The following is a 19151-nucleotide window of genomic DNA, read 5'->3' as shown; positions in this document are numbered from 1 at the left end:
CTATCTTGCGAAGACGATGAATTAAGGAGAGGTTTCCCCTCATGCGCATGGTTGCCTTGGCTTTGAGTATGCTGCTGGCCACGCCGGCGATGGCCCAAAAGCTGTCGCTGAACGAGATTTCGCAATACCTGAACAGTTTCAGTTCGGCGACGGGCGAGTTCACCCAGATCAACGACGATGGCACGATCAGCACCGGGCAGATCTATATCAAGCGGCCCGGACGGGTACGGTTCGAGTACAATCCGCCGGAGCAGACGCTGGTGGTGGCCGATGGCGACACGGTGGGCATCATCGACCCCAAGTCCAATACCGGGGGTGAGGCCTATCCGCTGGATCGCACACCGCTGAAGATCATCCTGCAACGCAACGTGGATTTCGGTCGCGCGCGCATGGTCACCGGCCATAGCAGCGATGGCAAGACCACCACGGTGCGTGCGCAGGACCCAGCGCACCCGGAATACGGCAATATCGAGCTGGTGTTCACCGGCAACCCGGTGGAGCTGCGTCAGTGGGTGATCAACGACAGCGGCGGCAGCAAGACCACCGTGGTGCTGGGCGATCTGACAACGGGTACACAGCTGGGCAATGACAGGTTCGTCATTCCCGGCAAGGACAAGTTCAAGCGGATCGACAGGTAGGCCGGGCGAGGCGGGGCGGCTTAGCGCCGCCCGCAGGCCCGCAATTGTTGATCGTAGACGACGGCGCGCTCGCCGACCTCGCCCGAGACCCGCAACAGCCAAGGTTTGGCGTTGTAGCTGCCGCGGCTATAGCCGGTGCGCCCCTCGTGATAGGCAAGGTAGTGATTGCGCGCGTCGTGCATCGGAATGCCCAAGCGCTGGTTCGACTGCGCCATGTACCAGCCCATGAAGTCGGTCGCATCCCGGATGTCGTTGCGCCGCGCGGCGCGGTTGCCGTCGTTCAGATATTCCTCCCACGTGCCGTCCAGCGCTTGGCTGTAGCCGTAGGCGGAACTTTGGCGGCCCATGGGAATCACCCCGAGCGTCCAGCGGAAGGGCGTGCGCGCCTCGCCGTCGAACTTGCTTTCCTGGTAGATCGTGGCCATCTGAACCGGCACGGGCACGCCCCAACGACGCTCGGTCGCCTTGAAGGCCCGCAGGTAGTGCGGTTTCTGCGCCACGATGGCGCAGGCATTTTCCAGATTGTCGGGCGGCGGGCCGCTGGGGCCGCCACCACAGGCGTTCAGAGTGGCCAAGGCCACCATTCCAAGGATCGTGCGAAGACGTCTGCTCATCTGCCTCTCGCTATGTTTGTTTTTCTTTTAAGTTTAACGAAAGAATCGGGGCTTGGGAATGGCGGATTTTGCCGCCATGAGTGAGGCGCGCGGCGCAAATTGTCGGAGCCGGGTTCACAAACTGTTTCCCGATAAATTGCTCGTGCAGGTTGGACAAAACTCGGTTGAACGCGGTAGGATGTGCGGGTAGGGGCTAGATGAATGTTGAAGACGCGCGCAAAATATCACCTTGGTCAGATCGTGAAACACCGCAAACATCCGTTTCGCGGTGTGATTTTCGATGTGGACCCGGAATTCGCTAATACCGAGGAGTGGTACGACTCGATTCCCGAGGAAAGCCGCCCGGTGAAGGATCAGCCGTTTTACCACCTTCTGGCCGAGAACGATCAGACCTATTACGTGGCATATGTCAGCGAACAGAACCTGATCGCCGATTACTCGGGCGAGCCCGTGGGGCATCCGGATATCCCGGACCTGTTCGGTCCGTTCGAGGATGGTCAGTACCCGCTTCACTTCCAACTGAACTAAGCCCTTGGGGCGCGGTGCCGCGCCCCGGACTCGTTGCGGCGTCAATACCCCAGCGCGCAGCCGTCCTTGCGCGGGTCAGAGCCGCCTTCGAGCACGCCGTTTTCCTTGATTTCGATGGCCTGCGCGCCGCCGATGGCCTCGTCGGGTTCGACGACGTTGTGACCCAGATCGGCCAGCGCCTGATGCACCTCGGGGGCGTAACCCTTCTCGACCCGCAACTCGCCCGCATCGGGGAAGCAGCGGGGGGCATCGATCGCCTCCTGCGAGGAGAAGCCGAAATCGCGCAGATTGGACACGAAACGCGCGTGGCCGTTGGCCTGATACGCGCCGCCCATGACGCCGAACGGCATGGTGACGCGGCCACCCTCGCGCAGCATGCCGGGGATGATCGTGTGCATGGGGCGTTTGCCGCCGGCCATCTCATTGGGGTGCCCCTCTTCCAGCGTGAAACCGGCACCGCGATTTTGCAGAAGGATGCCGAACTTTTCGGATGCGATGCCGGAGCCGAAGCCGTGGAAGATGGAGTAGATCAACGACACCGCCATGCGGTCGCGGTCGACCACGGTGATGTAGATCGTGTCGCGGTGCACGGCCTCGCTGAGCGTTGTCGCGGACGGCATGGCCTTTTTCGGATCGATGAGCGCGGCGAGCGCGCGGGCGGTGTCCATTGACAGCATGTGACCCAGCCGCGCGACATGATCGCTGTCGGCCATGAAGCGGTTGCGGGCGTCATAGGCCAGCTTGGTCGCCTCGGCTTCGATATGGGCGCGCTGGGCGCCGAGAGGATCCATCGCCGCGATGTCGAACTGCGTTAGGATGTTGAGCAGCAGGATCGCCGTGGCGCCCTGGCCGTTGGGCGGATGCTCGACCAGGTCGATGCCGGAATAGCTGCCGCTGATGGGATCCGTCGGCGTGCAGGCGGTGGCGGCGAAATCGTCCGCCGTGTGGACGCCGCCCATGGCGTTGAGGGCCGCCAATATGTCGTCGGCCACTTCGCCCTTGTAGAACGCGTCGCGCCCGTCGCGGGCGACGCGGCGCAGCACCTCGGCCTGGCCGGGGCAGCGAAAGATCTCGCCTTGCTGCAGGGGTTTGCCGCCGTTCGAAAAATGGGTGAGACCGTGACCCTGCAGGCATTCACCGGCACTGGGCCAGTCATTGGCGACGCGCGGGGCGACAGGCACGCCGTTCTCGGCATAGTGGATGGCGGGGGCGAGAAGCGCATCGAGACCCAGCTTGCCGTGGGTGTCGGACAAATGGCAGAAGGCGTCGACGGCGCCGGGAATGGTGACCGCCTCGGGGCCGTGCAGGGGTACCGTGTCGAGGCTGCGGGCGCGCAGGTCGGCGGCGCTGGCGGCGGCGGGCGCGCGGCCGGAGCCGTTGAGCGCATGGATGTCATCGCTGCCGGGTTTCGTAAACAGAACGAAGCAGTCGCCGCCGATCCCGGTCATCTGCGGCTCGCAGATCCCCAGGAGGACGGCGCCGGCGATGGCCGCGTCCATGGCGTTGCCGCCGCGTTTCAGAATGTCGATGGCGGCCTGTGCGGCCAGGGGGTGCGACGTGGCGCACATGCCATTCGTGGCCAGAACGGCCGAGCGGCCGGGGCGTTGGAAATCGCGCATGAAAGCTCCGGTGATTGGTGGTTTTTGGGGCCACCTTAGGGAGTGCGTCGGGAAATGCCAATCAGGGGGGAGAAGAACCTCGACGCCGCGTACTGGGTGGGGGCTGTAAAACGCGGCGCCGAGGGAAGCCATATGCAGCTACAGTATCGTTTATGTCGATCCATTGGGGCGGCTGTGCGATGGGATTGGGGCAATTTGGTGACGTCAGGATTTTTCCGGTGCCACGTAACGCGGAAAGGTCATGCGCAGCGTGTTGCGACCCGCTTGGCGCGTGTAGAAAAGGTCAAGGCACAGCTTGTGGAGGAGAAACCAGCCGAATCCCCCTTCCGGCAGGTCCGCGCGGGCGCCTGAGCTGTCCGGCAGGTGGCCCGGAGGCAGGGCGTCGCCCGGCATGGCGCGGCCCGAATCGTACAGTGTGACCAGCACGCGGTCGTCAGAAAGATTGGCCGTCATGTGCACCTCGCCCGGGGCACGGCCCGCATACGCATGTTCGGTGACGTTGTTGAGTGCCTCGCTGACCGCGAGGGTGATCGAGCTGCGCAGGTCCCCGTCAATCCCGGCATCGGTCAAGGCCACGCCGAGCGCCTCGACCATATGGCGCACTTCAAGTTCCGTCGCTGTGGACGAGAGCGCGATGAGCGGCCCTGCGTCCGATGGGGCGGTGGCGGCCACTTTACCGCGTCAGCCCGCCGCGCGCTGAAGCGCCGCTGCCATGTCTTTGTGGATCACGAAGATCGAATCCATCCGCGTCAGACGAAATACCTTAGCGACGTCCGGGGTCAGCCCGGCAAGGTCCAGCCGCCGCCCGTCGCCCATTTGTTTCATCGAGGCGACGATGGCACCAAGGCCGCTGGAATCGACGAAGGCGACGCCGGACAGGTCGAGCACAACGTGATCGCCGCCGTCATCCGTCAGGGCGCGCATTTCATCCTTGAATCGAATCGCCGAAGCCGCGTCGATGCGGTTGTCTTCGACCGTGATAACCTTGATGTTGTTGTGAGTGGCGCAGGTAAGTTGCATGAAGCCTCCGGACACGGGAAAGTTGCGTGCAGGCTAGGCGCAATTCCTTACCAAACCGTTTGGCCCCGAGAGCTTTCCGAAAGCGGCACGCAAAGATGAAAGGACAGTCAGCATGAAAGAGGTTGTGATCGCGGGTGCGGCCCGAACGCCCATGGGCGGTTTCCAGGGGGATTTCGATGGGGTCGAGGCCAGTGTCCTGGGCGGCGCGGCAATTTCCGCGGCGCTGAATGATGCGGGCGCATCGACTGTGGCTGAGCTGTTGATGGGCTGTGTTCTTCCGGCCGGGCAAGGGCAGGCTCCGGCGCGGCAGGCAGGTTTCAGGGCGGGGCTGGGCGAAGAGGTGCCTGCGACGACGCTGAACAAGATGTGTGGCTCGGGCATGAAGGCGGCGATGATCGGGTTCGACCAGATCGCGCAGGGCCATACCGACACGATGGTGACGGGGGGCATGGAGAGCATGTCGAACGCGCCATACCTGCTGCCCAAGATGCGCGGCGGGGCGCGGATCGGGCATGGGCAGGTGATCGACCACATGTTTCTTGATGGGCTGGAGGACGCCTATGACAAAGGGCGGTTGATGGGCACTTTCGCCGAGGATTGCGCCGAGAAATACCAGTTCACTCGCGAGGCGCAGGATGCGTATGCCATCGGGTCGCTGGAAGGGGCGCTGAAGGCGCAGAAGAGCGGTGCTTTCGACGGCGAGATCGCGCCGGTGACGTTGGAGACTCGCAAGGGCAGTGTGGTCGTCGAGACGGATGAGCAGCCCGGAAAGGCGCGGCCCGACAAGATACCACAGCTGAAGCCTGCATTCCGCGAGGGCGGGACGGTGACAGCGGCCAATTCGAGCTCGATCAGCGATGGCGCGGCGGCGCTGGTGCTGGCCTCGCGCGAGGCGGCGGAGGCGCAGGGGCTGAAGGTGCGGGCGCGGATCCTGGGCCATGCCAGCCATGCGCAAGCGCCGGGATGGTTTACCACGGCCCCGGTGCCTGCGGCGCAGAAGCTGCTGGAGCGGATCGGCTGGACCAAGGACGACGTGGACCTGTGGGAAGTGAACGAGGCTTTTGCCGTAGTGCCCATGGCCTTCATGCACGAAATGGGGCTGCCGCGGGACAAGGTGAACGTGCATGGCGGGGCCTGTGCGCTGGGACACCCCATTGGGGCAAGCGGGGCGCGGATCATGGTTACGTTATTGAATGCGTTGGAAAAAAGAGATTTGAAGCGTGGTGTGGCAGCGATCTGCATCGGCGGGGGCGAAGGCACGGCCATCGCGATCGAGCGGGACTGAGGCGCAAATCTTTTACGGAAAAGATTTGCCAAGAGTTTTGCTGAAAACTCTTGGCGCGGGAGGTGAGCTATGCGTGCGGATTACGACACGTTGTCCAAGACCATCGGGGCGTTGACCGAGGGCGAGAGCGACGCGGTGGCGCTGATGGCGACGGTGGTGTGCGAGTTGCACCATGCCGACGCGCGGTTCGACTGGACGGGGTTCTACCGTGTGACCGAACCCAAGCTATTGAAAATAGGGCCTTATCAGGGCGGGCATGGGTGTTTGCAGATCCCGTTTTCGCGGGGGGTCTGCGGGGCCGCGGCGCGGACGGGCGAGGTGCAGCTGGTCGATGATGTCGACAGTTTTGACGGGCATATCGCCTGTGCCAGCTCGACCCGGTCGGAGATCGTTTTGCCCGTGCGGGACGGGCAGGGGCGGCTGCTGGCGGTGCTGGATATCGACAGCGATCAACCTGCCGCGTTCGATCAGGGGGATGCGGACGGGCTGGCGCGCATTCTGGAAATGGTGTTCGGCCGAATCGAAAGTTAACGGCGAAAACAGCGATCGGTATCGCGTCGGTATTCCGGTGGCAGCGCGTCGGTTTCCCCAACCGCACGGCGTTTGCGAACAGACCGCGCGGCGGGGTCGGGAAATGGCCGTTACAAGCCGAGCCGTTTTTCGGTCGCCGGCCCGACGATTCCATCAGCGCGCAGGCCATGCGCGCGCTGGAACAGGATCACCGCCCGCCGCGTATACCCGCCGTAAACGCCGTCATGCAAAACCGGCCAGCCCGCGTCAGTCAGGGCGCGCTGTACGATCAGGATGTCATCGCCGGCCATCATCGGTTTCGTGCGGCGAAGGGTGCGGACCTGCCAGTCGAGCGGATTGACCTCTTGGGAGAGGCTGGCCACGGACTGCACCTCGCCCTCGATCGGCTTTTCCGTGGCGATGTTGTCGAACGTGACCGTTTTCGCGGGCTTCGTCCCGACACTCGCCATCCTGACGGTGCGCGTCTGGCCGTTGCCGGTGTCAGTGCCGGGATCGGGCGTCAGGTTGACTTCGGTACGCTCCACTTCGACCTCTTTCTGAAGGGGCGACAGTTCATCAGCGGCAACCTCTGCACTCGGCTCTACGACGCATTCGCCGGGGCGCACGGGTTGCTGGCGCTGGACCACGACGCGCGAATCCACGGCGCTGGCGCCCTCGAACGTGCCTTCGACCCGAAAGCTCAGCAATTCGGGCGCAAGGTAGGTGGAGAGGTCGAAGGCGTCGGTCTGCGATGGGCCGTCCGGCGTCTTTTGCATGAGCACCTTGAAGTTACCCACTTGGATTTCGTCGCCGCCCCAACCGAACATGCAGTGATTGTTGACCACCTTGCCGGGATGCCAGCCACCCTCGTATTCGGCCTGGCAGACGAGCAGAGCACCGTTGTAGCGCCGATCGGGGTCATCATCCTCGACATCGCTTATCACGGGCGATTGGTCGGGGTCATCGAGCCTGGCCTGGTCGGTTTCATGCCTGTCCTCGAAGTCGTCCTTCCATTCCCAGTAGTAGCTGTTATCGGGCATCGACAACATCTCGTAGCTGCGCTTTTCATACTCTTTGCCGCCGTAGCTGATGTTGCACTTTCCGGCGATGCGTTTTCCGGGATGCAGAAAGCCGTTGTGTTCGGCACGGCAGATGTAAAGGTTGCGATTGTTCCCGTTGGCGTCGGGCTCGCTTCCGCCCAAAACAAGCCGCGCGCCCGCAAGATCGCCGGGGCGGCGCCATGACACCTCGGGGGCGTATTGCACCACGGCATCGCCGGTGATCTCGACATCGACCGAGAAGGGCTTGCCCTCGATCACCTGTTCGATGACCTGCAACTGCGCACGACGGAAGTGCAGCGGCGCGACCATCGTGTTGTAAGTCTGGGTGTAGGCCAGAATAACCCCGGTTTCCGTGGCTTGTCCCGTTTCACTTGTGATCGTGGTATTGAAGGCGGCCTGGGACGACCCGCCGGGCCAGTCCGCGGAAATGCTGAATTCGGCGCTTATCGCGGCGCCTTGGGATGTCCTGAATGTCCCGACATGGCTGTATTCGGCCGTGATATCGCCACCGAAGGGTATTGTATCATCAGGGTCGCAGTTGATGCTTGCAGCCGATTGAATACCGCGCGGCTTGATCTCGAGATTTTCCGGGTCGCCTCCCCAGATCAGCGGGCCGGTGGAGATGCCGCCGCGGCGCTCGATCGATATGGCGGTGTGGCCGGGGGGGATATGGTCCTTCATGAAGGCCGAAGAATTCTTGAGCTTTTCGAGAAGGGCGCGATCGGTCTTGCTCATTTCCGCAAGTGCGGGCGTGGAGATGGCCGCGATCAAGGCAGTCGTACATAGTAAACGCATTGAGATTAATCCTGTTTGAGAGGGTGAAATAAATAATCGAAACCGGAAACAACCTATCATAGCACGAAGAGGACGGTTTCAGGCAATGGTGTGCAGAGCCGTCGTATAGAACGCTGTGAAATTTGTGTTGATTTTTTCACGCGACTCGCGCAGCGTGAAAATTGACGCAATAATTTCACGGGAAGAGTGCCCTTTGGAACAGAGCCAGATCTCCGCCATGCGCAGCCTCGGAGCCGACTTGCGCGCCTTGCGCAAGGCGCGGGGGCTGACGCTGAGCGAGATGGCGCAGGCGCTGGGCCGGTCGGTGGGTTGGCTGAGCCAGGTGGAGCGGGACCTGTCCGAGCCGTCGATTTCCGATCTGCGGGCGATTGCGGGTGCGTTCGACGTGCCGATGTCGTTTCTTTTCGCTCATGCCAGCGCCCCGGCCGAGGAGCAGGGCATCATCGTGCGCGAAGGGGCGCGGCGGCAGATGGGCTCGGGCGAGGAAGGGCTGATCGAAGAACTGTTGTCGCCGGATTTGAGCGACGATTTCGAGGTGATCCATTCCACGTTCCGGCCCGGATCGAAGATGCAGCGCCCCGCCGCGCGGCCGACGCAGGAGGTGGGGTACATCGTGTCCGGTCGGCTGGACCTGAGCATCGGCGGGCGGGCGTTCACCGTGGGGCCGGGGGACAGTTTTCGAATCCGGCATGAAACCTATGCGTGGTCGAACCCCTATGACGCGCCGTGTGTCGCGATCTGGGTGATCGCGCCGCCGGTCTATTGAGGGGGCGGAGATGAGCCTGGAGGGATGGACCGTCTTCGCGCTGTTCTGGGTTGTGTTCGTGACCACGCCGGGACCGAACGCGGTGAACTGCATCACCAACGGCATGACGATCGGGTTCCGCCGCAGCCTGTGGGGGGTGGCGGCGATCCTGACGCAGGCGGCACTGTTCCTGACGCTGTCGGCGGCGGGGGTAACGGCGCTGATCGCGGCCTCGCCCGAAGCGTTTCAGGTGGCGAAATTCATCGGCGCGGGGTTTCTGATCTACCTCGGTGTGCGCGGCTGGATCATGGCGCGGCGAAAGGTGGTGGTGGCCGCGCCGGCCGGGCGCAGCATCTACTGGCGGGCCTTTGCCATTGCGACGATCAACCCCAAGAGCGTGGCGGGGTACCTGGCGGCCTTCAGCCAGTTCGTGCAACCGGACGTGCCGATCTGGAGCCAGATGTGGGTGATCGTTCCCACGGCGCTGAGCCTGACCGCGCTGAGCTACATGGGCTACACCGCGCTGGGCGCGGGGCTGGGCCGGGCGGCGTTGGGGGCGGTGTTCAACGTGTGGCTGCGCCGGGGGCTGGCGGCGTGTTTCGTGATCTACGGCGTGCTGTTGGGTGCTGCGTCGACGCCGGGGAGGGCGTGAGATGATCCGGGGGGCCTGTTCGTGCGGGGCGGTGGCGTTCCGGTTGGAGGGCAAGGTGCGGGACATACTGGGGTGCCATTGCGGGCAGTGCCGCAAGCAGTCGGGATTTTTCTGGGCGGCGACCTCGGTGGCGGACGACGGCCTGGTGATGGAGCGCGACGAGGGGCTGGCGTGGTTCCAGTCAAGCGACACGGCGCGGCGAGGGTTCTGCAAGCTTTGCGGGTCGAGCCTGTTCTGGAAGCCCGGGGATGCGCCGCGCACCGTGGTTGCCGCCGCATCGCTGGAGCCGGGGCATGGGTTGAGGATCACGGCCCATGTCTTTCTGGAGGACAAGGGCGACTATTACGAAATCGGCGACGGGCTGCCGCAGTTCGAGCGCTTCAGTGGAGGTGAGAATGCTTGAGGGAAGCTGTTTGTGCGGGAACGTCCGGTTCAGCGTAGCGGGCACGCCGAAAGGGGTGTCGGCCTGTCATTGTGGGCAATGCCGCAAGCAATCGGGGCATGTGTGGTCCTCGGCCTTCGTGCCGGAGGCTGACTTGGAGATCGCCGGCGAGGTGACGTGGTACGAGGCGACGCCCGCCGCCAAGCGCGGGTTCTGCGCGACCTGCGGGGCGTTTCTGTTCTGGAAAGCGCATGACGAGGACACCATGAGCTTTGCCCTGGGCGCGCTGGACGGGCCGACGGGGCTGCGTCTGGAGAAGCATATCTTCACCGCCGACAAGGGCGATTACTACGACATCGCGGACGGAGTTCCGCAGAAATGATCGGGCTTCCGTTTCATCCCTACAGATCCGTACAGCAAGGCGGGGCGTGAGCGTTGGGCGTCTATGACATTATCACATGGCATGCAGATTTGCCGGACCTGCCCGAAGGGCGGAAGCCGTGGCAATTTCATTTTCAAACAAAGGACCTGCCTGGACAAAAGCAGCGGCAATTCGAAGTGAGGCCGGACGGTCGTCTTCAACAGCGGGTTTCAGTTTACCTCGGTGAGCCGGTGCCAGAAGACTTGAACCTGATCCATGAGCGTATGCATCGGTTGCGAGAGCAACAGCGCAAAAGGTTCGAGACCGGCGCGCTGCTCGATGAGGGTGATTACACGACCACGGAAACGGACGTGACCGCGACAGTGAAGTTGCTTGCCCGGTACGGCGCCGAGTCAGCCGGTTTGTTGGTGTATGAAGCTCATTTTGAAGCAGGCTGGGCGCGTAGCGTACGGATGATCGAACATCGGTTGCCTGACCGCGAGCTGGGACGGCGCAGCACTGAGCAACAGAGAACACGTAAAAACCAATTCGAGGTAACGCCCGCCGGCGGAGCCGAGGGAGCAAAGGGAGGCAAGAAGAATGGCTGATCTGCCGAAAAACGCGAAAGTGGTGATCATAGGCGGGGGCGTCGTGGGGTGCTCGGTGCTCTATCACCTTGCCAAGAAAGGGTGGAGCGATTGCGTCCTGCTGGAAAAGAACGAGCTGACTGCGGGCAGCACCTGGCACGCGGCGGGGAACGTGCCGACCTTCTCGACCAGTTGGGGCATCATGAACATGCAGCGCTATTCCACCGAGCTTTATGCCCGGCTGGGGGACGAGGTGGATTACCCGATGAACTATCACCAGACCGGCTCGATCCGGCTGGCGCATTCCAAGGAGCGGATGCAGGAGTTCGAGCGCGCCAAGGGGATGGGCAAGCATCAGGGGATGGATCTGGAGATCCTGACGCCCGATGAGATCAAGGCACGGTATCCGTTCATCGGAACGCATGACATCGTGGGCGGGCTTTACGATCCCAATGACGGCGATATCGACCCGGCGCAGGTGACGCAGGCCCTGGCCAAGGGAGCGCGCGACATGGGGGCGACGATTGTGCGGTTCTGTCCGGCCACCGGCGTGACGCAGGACGGTGAAGGCTGGATCGTACACACGGACAAGGGCGATATCGCCTGCGATTACGTGGTGAACGCGGCTGGCTACTATGCGCAGACCGTGGGCGAATGGTTCAAGCCCTATGGCGGGCGGACAGTGCCGATGATGGTGATGAGCCACCAGTATGTGCTGACCGACGAGATCCCCGAGATCGAGGCGCATAGCAAGGAGACGGGCCGCAAGCTGCCGCTTCTGCGGGACGTGGACGTGTCCTATTACTTCCGGCAGGAAAAGCACGGGTTCAACATCGGGCCCTACGAACCCAATTGCCGCGCCCATTGGGTGGAGCCGTCCGACCCGATGCCCGAGGACTTCAGCTTTCAGCTGTGGTCGGATGACCTGGAACGGATCGAGGATATCGTGGCGGATTCCATGGAGCGCGTGCCGGTGGCGGCCACGGCGGGGATCAGCCGGATCATCAACGGGCCGATTCCCTATGCGCCCGACGGGCTGCCCCTGCTGGGGCCGATGCCGGGGGTGAAAAACGCGTTCGAGGCTTGTGTCTTTACCTTCGGGATCGCGCAGGGCGGTGGCGCGGGCAAGGTGCTTGCCGAGTGGATCGTGGACGGTGCGCCGGAATGGGACATGTGGGCGGTCGATCCGCGCCGTTACACCGACTACACCGATCACGATTATTGTGTGGCCAAGGGGATGGAAGTCTACGGCAACGAATACGCCATGCATTTCCCGTGGCACGAATGGCCGGCGGGGCGCGACAAGAAGCTGTCGCCGAACCATGGGCGCGTGCTGGAACTGGGCGGCGTTATGGGGGCGTACAATGGCTGGGAGCGGGCGAACTGGTTCGCGCAGCCGGATGACGACACTTCGGAGGAAAGCACCCATACGTGGAACCGCAAGGGGCCGTGGGAGCAGCGCATCCGCGAAGAATGCGAAGTGGTGCGCGATGCCTGCGGCGTGCTGGACCTTCCGGGGTTTTCGCGGTTCCGGGTGCAGGGCTCTGGGGCCGACGATTGGTTGCGCGGCTTCGTGACCGGGGGTCTGCCCAAGGTGGGCCGGATGAACCTTGTCTATGTCGCTAACGCGCAGGGGCGGATCGTGACGGAGTTTTCCTGTATCCGGCTGGCGGAGAATGATTTCGTGCTGATCACTGCCGCCACGGCGCAGTGGCATGACGGCGAGCTGATCCGAAACAGCGTGCCGGCGGGTGTGAGTGTGACCGAGACGACGACCGAGCGGTCGGCGCTTTTGGTGGCAGGGCCGAAGAGTCGCGAGGTGCTGGCCGGGATCAGTGATGCCGATCTGGAGGCCGGGTGGCTGAGCCATCAGCATTGCACCGTGGCGGGGCGGCCTGCCTTCCTGATCCGGGTGAGCTTTACCGGCGAGTTGGGTTGGGAGGTTCATGCCGAGAACGCCGAGATGCCGGCGATCTATGATGCCATTCTGGAGGCGGGGGCGAAGCCCTTCGGGATGTATGCGCTGAACAGCCTGCGGATCGAGAAAGGATACCGGGCGTGGAAGGGTGATCTGAGCACGGATTACTCGATGCTGGAGGCCGGGCTTGAGCGATTCGTGAAGTTCGACAAGGACCAGGATTTTACGGGCAAGGCCGCGCTGTTGGCGGAGAAACAGCAGGGCCGAAAGAAAGCCTTTGCGCCGCTGATCATCGACGCGGGGGAGGCGGATGCGCCCTACATGTCGACGATCTGGAACGGGGATGAGATCGTGGGCGAGACGACGAGCGGCGCCTGGGGCTATCGTGTGAATGCGAGCGTGGCGCTGGCGATGCTGCGGACGGATGTGGCGGCGGCGGGCACCGAGCTGGAAGTGGAGATCTATGGCGAGCGGCGCAAGGCCGTGGTGCAGCCGGATCAGCCGCTTTGGGATCCGGAGAATGCAAGGCTGACGGCATGAGTTAGAGGTCCAGCCAGGGGCAGGAAGGGTCAGGCCCGGGACGGGAAGGCGAAAGGGCGGATGATGAGCATCGAGACCTATCTGATCTATCTTGGCGTGCTGGCGGCGTTTTTCGCAACACCGCCGGACACCAGCCAGTTGCTGATCATTTCCAACAGCTTGCGCCACGGGCTGCGCCGGTCGCTGGCGACAGTGGCGGGGGACCTCAGTGCCAACGCGGTGCAGATGACGCTGGCGGCCTTCGGCCTGACGGCGGTGATCGCGGCCAATGCCGATGCGCTGTGGGTCGTGAAATGGGTGGGCGTGGCGTACCTTGTCTGGATCGGGCTGCGGTTGATGCTGAGCAAAGGCGGGGCCGAGGCGCTGGGGGCGGCGGCGAAAGGACGTCTTTTCCGGCAGGGCTTTGTCACTTCGTCTGCCAATCCTTACGCGGTCGTGTTCTTCGGGGCGCTGTTTCCGCAATTCATCCATGCGGGCGCGCCGATCCTGCCGCAATTGCTGGTGCTGGGGGTGACCTATCTGGTGGTGGACGGTCTGGTGCTGCTGTTTTGGGGCTGGGCCGCGACGCGCACCTTGGGGCGTGTGACATCGCTGACCGGGGTGTGGATCAACCGGGTGAGCGGTATGCTGATGGTGGGCGCTGCGGTGCTCTTGGGGCTGAAGGATCTCGACAAGGGGGCGGCGCGATGAGCCTGCCCGCGACCATGTCCGGCGTGTATCTGACCGGCCACGGCGGGCCGGAGAAGCTGGAGTGGCGCGAGGATATCCCCGTGCCGCGGCCCGGGCCGGGTGAGGTGTTGGTGCGGGTGCTGGCGGCGGGGGTGAACAACACCGACATCAACACGCGCGAGGGCTGGTATTCGGCGGATGTGACAGGGGCGACGGGCGAGTCGCAGGACGGGGTCGAGGAGGGCGGCTGGTCCGGGGCGTTGGACTTTCCGCTGATCCAGGGCGGGGACCTGTGCGGTGAGGTCGTGGCGCTGGGCGAAGGCGTGAGCGCGGTGGCCGAGGGGATGCGGGTGATCTGCCCGATCAACCAGCCGCGTCCGACCGAAGACAACCCGGTTGGGTTCGAGGCGCTGGGGTCGGAATTTGACGGGGCATTCGCGCAGTATTGCGTGGTGCCGGAGGGGGATCTCTTTGACGTGAGCGACGCGCCCTTGAGCGACGTGGAACTGGCGGCGATCCCGTGCGCCTTTGGTACGGCGGCGGGGCTGCTGGACCGGGCTGGAGTCGAAGAGGGGCAGCGCGTGCTGATCACCGGAGCATCCGGTGGCGTAGGGTTGGCGGCGGTGCAACTGGCCACGGCGCTGGGGGCGAAGGTCACGGGGGTGTCGTCGGCGCCCAAGGCCGAGTGCGTGCGCGATGCCGGTGCGGTGGCGGTGATCGGGCGGGACGAGGTGCCGTCCGCCGATACGTATCATGCGGTGATCGACCTTGTGGCCGGGCCGGGCTGGGGCGCGTTGATCGACGCGCTGCGTCCGGGCGGGCATTACGCGGTGGCGGGGGCCATTGCCGGGCCGGTGGTGGAGGCGGATCTGCGGCGCATCTATTTGCGGGACATCACGATCCACGGCTGCACCTTCCAGTCGCACGCGGTCTTTGCCCGGCTGGTCGAGATGGTGCGGCAGGGTGCGGTGAAACCGCTGATCGCGAAGACATTTCCCATGCGGGAGATTGACAGGGCGCAGGAAGAGTTCATGTCGAAGCGGCATGCCGGGAAGCTGGTGCTGATCCCGGACGGCATCGACATCTGAACAGGGGCGCGGGAGGAAGTACATGGCACAGGTCACACTGTTGGACGGCTCGATCGGGCAGGAGCTGGTGAAACGCTCGGGCGACCGGGCGACGGCTTTGTGGTCGACGCAAGTGATGATCGACCATCCCAAGCTGGTGGGCGAGGTGCATCTGGACTACTTCAACGTCGGCGCGACGGTGGCCACGACCAACACCTACGCGGTGCTGCGCGACCGGCTGGTGCGGATCGGGTTGGAGGACAAGGTCGGGCAACTGACCGATACGGCGGTAAGGGCGGCGCGCCGGGCCCGAGCGGCGAGCGGTGGCAAGGGCCGGGTGGCAGGCGCGATCGGGCCGCTGGTGCAGTCCTACAAGCCCGAGACCTGCCCGCCCGCCGCCGAGGCCGCGAAGATCTATGCCGAGCCGGTGGCGCTGATGAAGGATCACGTGGACCTTTTCCTGCTGGAGACGATGTCGTCGGTGGATCAGGCCGAGGGTGCGTTGCGGGCGGCGTCGGGGCAGGGCCTGCCGGTGTGGCTGGCGTTGAGCGTGGATGACCGGGACGGCACGCGACTGCGCTCGGGCGAGCCGGTGGCGGAGCTGGCCGAGACGGTAGCAAGGCACGCGCCGGCGGCGGCGCTGGTGAACTGTTCGCGCCCCGAAGCCACGGGCGCCGCGCTGGACGTCATCAAGGATTTCGGCCTGCCCTTTGGCGGTTACGCCAACGGGTTCACGGAGATCAGCGACGGGTTCTTGGGCGATGCGCCGACGGTGGATGCGCTGGAGCAACGCAAGGACCTTGGCCCGCTGGAATACGCGGAATACGTCATGGGCTGGGTCGCGCAGGGGGCCACCATCGTCGGCGGCTGCTGCGAGATCGGCCCGGCGCATATCGCGGAGATTGCGCGCTGCCTTCAGGCGGCGGGACACGAGATCGTATGAAGGAGGTGACGAGATGAGTGACGGCACGCTTCCCCCCGGCATGGTCCCGGCAAGCGGGCGCTTCCGCTTTGAAAGCAAGGAATTCGGGCGGCTGGATTTCGAGGTGAGCCACGCGAAGTTCGTCCTGTGGAAGAGTTTCGAGAACGGTCAGGAAACCGAGGGCGTGCAACTGGATATCATGATCGCCGCGCAGAGCCGGGAGATCCCGGACGAGAGCGGCGACGCGGACATGGCCTATCTGCTGGCGCCAGCACTGACCACCGAATGGCTGCAGATCGACGAACGCCAGTTCGCCAGCCGGGACCGTGCGGCGCTGGACGGTGTGACGGTCGATTTCGACTGGCGGAAGATGCCCGATGTGCTGGAGGCGCCGGCAGCGATTCAGGAGGGCTCTTATGGCTCGACGGATGTGCTGAAGCTCGCGCTGAGCCATGTGGCGCCGGATCGCTACAGGCTTCAGGTGCAGGCGACAGACGAGTTCGGGCGGTCCTGCGAGATCGACGCCGACCTGCCTCTGTTCGAGATCGGCGCGAGCAATTTCTCGATGTCGCAGCCGCAGGCCATCGAGGACTGGGTCGAGCGGCATTTCGAGCGCGATGGCTTGCACGTCGAGTGGCGCACGGTGGGGCCGATGACCAACCAGTGGCAGAATCTTTATGCCGCGTTCAAGGAGGCAGGCGATGAGTAACCTGCCGGAGCATGCCCGCGTGGTAATTATCGGCGGCGGCGTGGTGGGCTGTTCGGTGGCCTATCACCTGGCCAAGCTGGGCTGGACGGACGTGGTGCTGCTGGAGCGCAAGCAGCTGACCAGCGGGACGACATGGCACGCGGCGGGGCTGATCGCGCAGCTGAGGGCGAGTGCCAACATGACGAAGCTGGCGAAATACAGCCAGGAGCTTTACGGCAACCTGGAGGCCGAGACCGGGGTCGCGACCGGGTTCCGGCGCTGCGGGTCGATCACCGTGGCGCTGACCGATGAGCGACGGGAGGAGATTTACCGGCAGGCCGCGATGGCGCGGGCCTTTGGCGTGGACGTGGAAGAGATCGGCGCGGCGGAGGTGAAGGCGCGCTATCCGCATCTGAACGCGGATGATGTGACCGGGGCGGTTTACCTGGACAAGGACGGGCAGGCGGATCCGGCCAATATCGCGCTGGCGCTGGCCAAGGGCGCGCGGCAGAACGGGGCGCTGGTGAAGGAGCGGGTGAAGGTTACCGGGATCGCGCGTCAGGGCCGCCGGGTGACGGGCGTGGATTGGGTCGCCGACGATGGTGGCGAGATGGGGCATATTGCCTGCGACATGATCGTGAATTGCGCGGGCATGTGGGGCCACGAGGTGGGCCGCATGGCGGGTGTGAACGTGCCACTGCATGCCTGCGAGCATTTCTATATCGTGACCGAAGGCATCGAGGGGCTGGGGCAACTGCCGGTGCTGCGGGTGCCCGATGAGTGTGCCTATTACAAGGAAGACGCGGGCAAGATCTTGCTGGGGGCGTTCGAGCCAAATGCCAAGCCGTGGGGGATGCAGGGCATTCCCGAGAGCTTCGAGTTCGACCAGTTGCCCGAGGATTTCGACCATTTCGAGCCGATCCTCGAAGCGGCGGTCAACCGGATGCCGATGCTGGCTGATGCCGGGATTCACACGTTTTTCAACGGGCCGGAAAGTTTCACGCCGGATGATGCCTATCATCTGGGTCTTGCGCCGGAGATGGACAATGTGTGGGTGGCCGCCGGGTTCAACTCGATCGGCATTCAGAGTGCCGGGGGCGCGGGTCATGCGCTGAGCCAGTGGATGGACAGTGGCGAGAAGCCGTTCGATCTGGGTGACGTGGATATTTCCCGGATGCAGCCGTTCCAGGGGAACCGGCAGTACCTGTTTGAGCGGTCGAAGGAGACGCTGGGGCTGCTTTACGCCGATCATTTCCCCTATTTGCAAAAGCGCACGGCGCGGGGGGTGCGGCGGTCACCGTTCCACCACCACCTGCTGGAGCGCGGTGCGGTGATGGGAGAGATGGCCGGCTGGGAGCGGGCGAACTGGTTCGCGACAGACGGCCAGGAGCGGGAGTATCGCTATGGCTGGGGGCGGCAGAACTGGTTCGAGAATGCTGCCGAAGAGCATCGCGCGATCCGCACGGGCGTGGGCCTTTACGACATGTCGAGTTTCGGCAAGATCCGGGTCGAGGGACCGGATGCGGAGGCGTTTCTGAACCATATCGGCGGCGGCGACTATTCGGTACCGAATGGAAAGATCGTTTATACCCAGTTCCTGAATGACCAAGGCGGGATCGAGGCGGATGTCACCGTGACGCGGCTGAGCGAGACGGCGTACCTGGTGGTGACGCCGGCCGCGACGCGGCTGGCGGATCAGACGTGGATGGAACGGCACAAGGGCGAGTTCAACGTCGTGATTACCGATGTCACGGCAGGCGAAGGCGTGCTGGCGGTCATGGGGCCGGATGCGCGGAAGCTGATGCAGGCTGTCAGTCCGGCTGATTTTTCCAACGAGGCAAACCCGTTCGGCACGGCGCAGGAGATCGAACTGGGCATGGGGTTCGCGCGGGTGCACCGGGTGAGCTACGTGGGCGAGCTGGGTTGGGAGATTTACGTGAGCGCGGATATGGCGGGGCACGTCTTCGAGACGCTTTGGGACGCGGGACAGGATCATGAGCTGAAACTGTGCGGGATGCACATGATGGACTCGTGCCGGATCGAGAAGGGGTTCCGGCATTTCGGGCACGACATCACTTGCGAGGATCATGTGCTGGAAGCCGGGCTAGGCTTTGCCGTGAAGACAGCGAAACCCGATTTCATCGGGCGTGACGCGGTTCTGCGCAAGAAGCAGGCCGGGCTGACGAAACGGCTGGTGCAGTTCCGGCTGACCGATCCCGAACCTTTGGTCTATCACAACGAGCCTGTGCTGCGGGACGGGGAGCTCGTGGGCTATTTGAGCTCGGGGGCGTATGGACATCACCTCGGTGGCGCGATTGGGATGGGGTATGTGCCCTGCGCCGGTGAGAGTGCTGAGGAGGTTCTGGCGTCCGCCTACGAGATCGACGTGGCGGGGACGCGGGTGCGCGCCGAAGCGTCGCTGAAGCCGATGTATGACCCAAAATCGGAGCGGGTGAAGGTTTAATGCCTCCGGCAGGAGTATTTAAGGAACAGTGAAACGCGGAGCGTGGCCGCGACCCGGGGTGGCGGTGCGGATGTGCGTGGTGTATG

Annotated in this window: 20 protein-coding genes; 15 read left to right on the top strand and 5 right to left on the bottom strand. The window is 64.0% G+C overall.

The genetic code is table 11. The features are described 5' to 3' along the window. The first annotated feature begins 41 nt into the window (after nt 1-41). Nucleotides 42-638, top strand: a complete 597-nt coding sequence (locus tag FIU86_RS17350) for an outer membrane lipoprotein carrier protein LolA (RefSeq protein ID WP_152476225.1) — start codon at nt 42-44, stop codon at nt 636-638. Nucleotides 639-658: 20 nt separating this feature from the next. On the opposite strand, the gene FIU86_RS17345 is transcribed toward FIU86_RS17350, so the two are convergent. After that, nucleotides 659-1252 (bottom strand): lytic transglycosylase, encoded by a 594-nt coding sequence (locus tag FIU86_RS17345; RefSeq protein ID WP_152476224.1) that lies wholly within the window; start codon nt 1250-1252, stop codon nt 659-661. A 201-nt stretch (nt 1253-1453) separates the two neighbouring features. Here FIU86_RS17345 and hspQ point away from each other — a divergent pair, with 201 nt between their 5' ends. After that, nucleotides 1454-1780, top strand: a complete 327-nt coding sequence (gene hspQ / locus FIU86_RS17340; RefSeq protein ID WP_103762965.1) for a heat shock protein HspQ — start codon at nt 1454-1456, stop codon at nt 1778-1780. 41 nt (nt 1781-1821) lie between these two features. Here the strand turns inward: hspQ and FIU86_RS17335 are convergent, their stop codons facing one another. The 3 genes from FIU86_RS17335 to FIU86_RS17325 form a co-directional block, all read right to left on the bottom strand. Then, nucleotides 1822-3399, bottom strand: a complete 1578-nt coding sequence (locus FIU86_RS17335; RefSeq protein ID WP_152476223.1) for a gamma-glutamyltransferase family protein — start codon at nt 3397-3399, stop codon at nt 1822-1824. 204 nt (nt 3400-3603) lie between these two features. After that, entirely contained in the window at nt 3604-4071 is a 468-nt protein-coding gene (locus FIU86_RS17330; RefSeq protein ID WP_152476222.1) for an ATP-binding protein, read from the bottom strand. A 9-nt stretch (nt 4072-4080) separates the two neighbouring features. Further along, nucleotides 4081-4419 carry an STAS domain-containing protein gene (locus tag FIU86_RS17325; protein WP_152476221.1) on the bottom strand — a complete coding sequence of 113 codons (339 nt, stop codon included), beginning with the start codon at nt 4417-4419 and terminating at the stop codon, nt 4081-4083. Between the two features lie 112 nt (nt 4420-4531). On the opposite strand from FIU86_RS17325, the gene FIU86_RS17320 reads away from it, so the two are divergent. Together FIU86_RS17320 and FIU86_RS17315 are read left to right on the top strand one after the other, a co-directional pair. Beyond that, nucleotides 4532-5704, top strand: a complete 1173-nt coding sequence (locus tag FIU86_RS17320; protein WP_152476220.1) for an acetyl-CoA C-acyltransferase — start codon at nt 4532-4534, stop codon at nt 5702-5704. 69 nt (nt 5705-5773) lie between these two features. Beyond that, a complete protein-coding gene (locus FIU86_RS17315) occupies nt 5774-6235 on the top strand; it encodes a GAF domain-containing protein (protein ID WP_152476219.1) in 462 nt (153 codons plus the stop codon). A 110-nt stretch (nt 6236-6345) separates the two neighbouring features. Here the strand turns inward: FIU86_RS17315 and FIU86_RS17310 are convergent, their stop codons facing one another. Next, nucleotides 6346-8010 (bottom strand): DM9 repeat-containing protein, encoded by a 1665-nt coding sequence (locus tag FIU86_RS17310; protein WP_172977538.1) that lies wholly within the window; start codon nt 8008-8010, stop codon nt 6346-6348. 277 nt (nt 8011-8287) lie between these two features. Here FIU86_RS17310 and FIU86_RS17305 point away from each other — a divergent pair, with 277 nt between their 5' ends. The 11 genes from FIU86_RS17305 to FIU86_RS17255 all read left to right on the top strand — a co-directional run bounded on the left by FIU86_RS17305 (nt 8288) and on the right by FIU86_RS17255 (nt 19065). Further along, nucleotides 8288-8836, top strand: a complete 549-nt coding sequence (locus FIU86_RS17305; RefSeq protein WP_152476217.1) for a helix-turn-helix domain-containing protein — start codon at nt 8288-8290, stop codon at nt 8834-8836. Between the two features lie 10 nt (nt 8837-8846). Continuing rightward, a complete protein-coding gene (locus FIU86_RS17300) occupies nt 8847-9467 on the top strand; it encodes a LysE family translocator (RefSeq protein WP_152476216.1) in 621 nt (206 codons plus the stop codon). A gap of 1 nt (nt 9468) precedes the next feature. After that, nucleotides 9469-9870: a GFA family protein gene (locus FIU86_RS17295; protein ID WP_152476215.1), complete on the top strand. Its 402-nt coding sequence runs from the start codon at nt 9469-9471 to the stop codon at nt 9868-9870. Beyond that, complete coding sequence (locus FIU86_RS17290; RefSeq protein WP_152476214.1) at nt 9863-10231, top strand: GFA family protein; 369 nt, start codon at nt 9863-9865, stop codon at nt 10229-10231. The genes FIU86_RS17295 and FIU86_RS17290 overlap by 8 nt, the downstream gene beginning before the upstream one ends. 53 nt (nt 10232-10284) lie before the next feature. Then, nucleotides 10285-10818 (top strand): hypothetical protein, encoded by a 534-nt coding sequence (locus tag FIU86_RS17285; RefSeq protein WP_152476213.1) that lies wholly within the window; start codon nt 10285-10287, stop codon nt 10816-10818. Then, nucleotides 10811-13255 carry an FAD-dependent oxidoreductase gene (locus tag FIU86_RS17280; protein ID WP_152476212.1) on the top strand — a complete coding sequence of 815 codons (2445 nt, stop codon included), beginning with the start codon at nt 10811-10813 and terminating at the stop codon, nt 13253-13255. Before FIU86_RS17285 ends, FIU86_RS17280 begins: the two co-directional genes overlap by 8 nt. 63 nt (nt 13256-13318) lie before the next feature. Next, a complete protein-coding gene (locus FIU86_RS17275) occupies nt 13319-13945 on the top strand; it encodes a LysE family translocator (RefSeq protein ID WP_152477214.1) in 627 nt (208 codons plus the stop codon). Further along, a complete protein-coding gene (locus FIU86_RS17270; protein ID WP_152476211.1) occupies nt 13942-15012 on the top strand; it encodes an alcohol dehydrogenase family protein in 1071 nt (356 codons plus the stop codon). Before FIU86_RS17275 ends, FIU86_RS17270 begins: the two co-directional genes overlap by 4 nt. Before the next feature lie 22 nt (nt 15013-15034). Beyond that, nucleotides 15035-15934: a homocysteine S-methyltransferase family protein gene (locus FIU86_RS17265; RefSeq protein ID WP_152476210.1), complete on the top strand. Its 900-nt coding sequence runs from the start codon at nt 15035-15037 to the stop codon at nt 15932-15934. 13 nt (nt 15935-15947) lie between these two features. Further along, nucleotides 15948-16622 carry a hypothetical protein gene (locus tag FIU86_RS17260; RefSeq protein ID WP_152476209.1) on the top strand — a complete coding sequence of 225 codons (675 nt, stop codon included), beginning with the start codon at nt 15948-15950 and terminating at the stop codon, nt 16620-16622. Then, nucleotides 16615-19065, top strand: coding sequence for an FAD-dependent oxidoreductase (locus FIU86_RS17255; protein ID WP_152476208.1), 2451 nt, complete (start codon nt 16615-16617; stop codon nt 19063-19065). Before FIU86_RS17260 ends, FIU86_RS17255 begins: the two co-directional genes overlap by 8 nt. The last annotated feature ends 86 nt before the right edge of the window (nt 19066-19151 follow it).

It is taken from the genome of Roseovarius sp. THAF9, assembly GCF_009363715.1.
GTDB lineage: Bacteria > Pseudomonadota > Alphaproteobacteria > Rhodobacterales > Rhodobacteraceae > Roseovarius.
The sequence above is the reverse complement of the archived record's forward strand: the minus strand, read 5'-3'. Positions and strand labels throughout refer to the sequence as shown.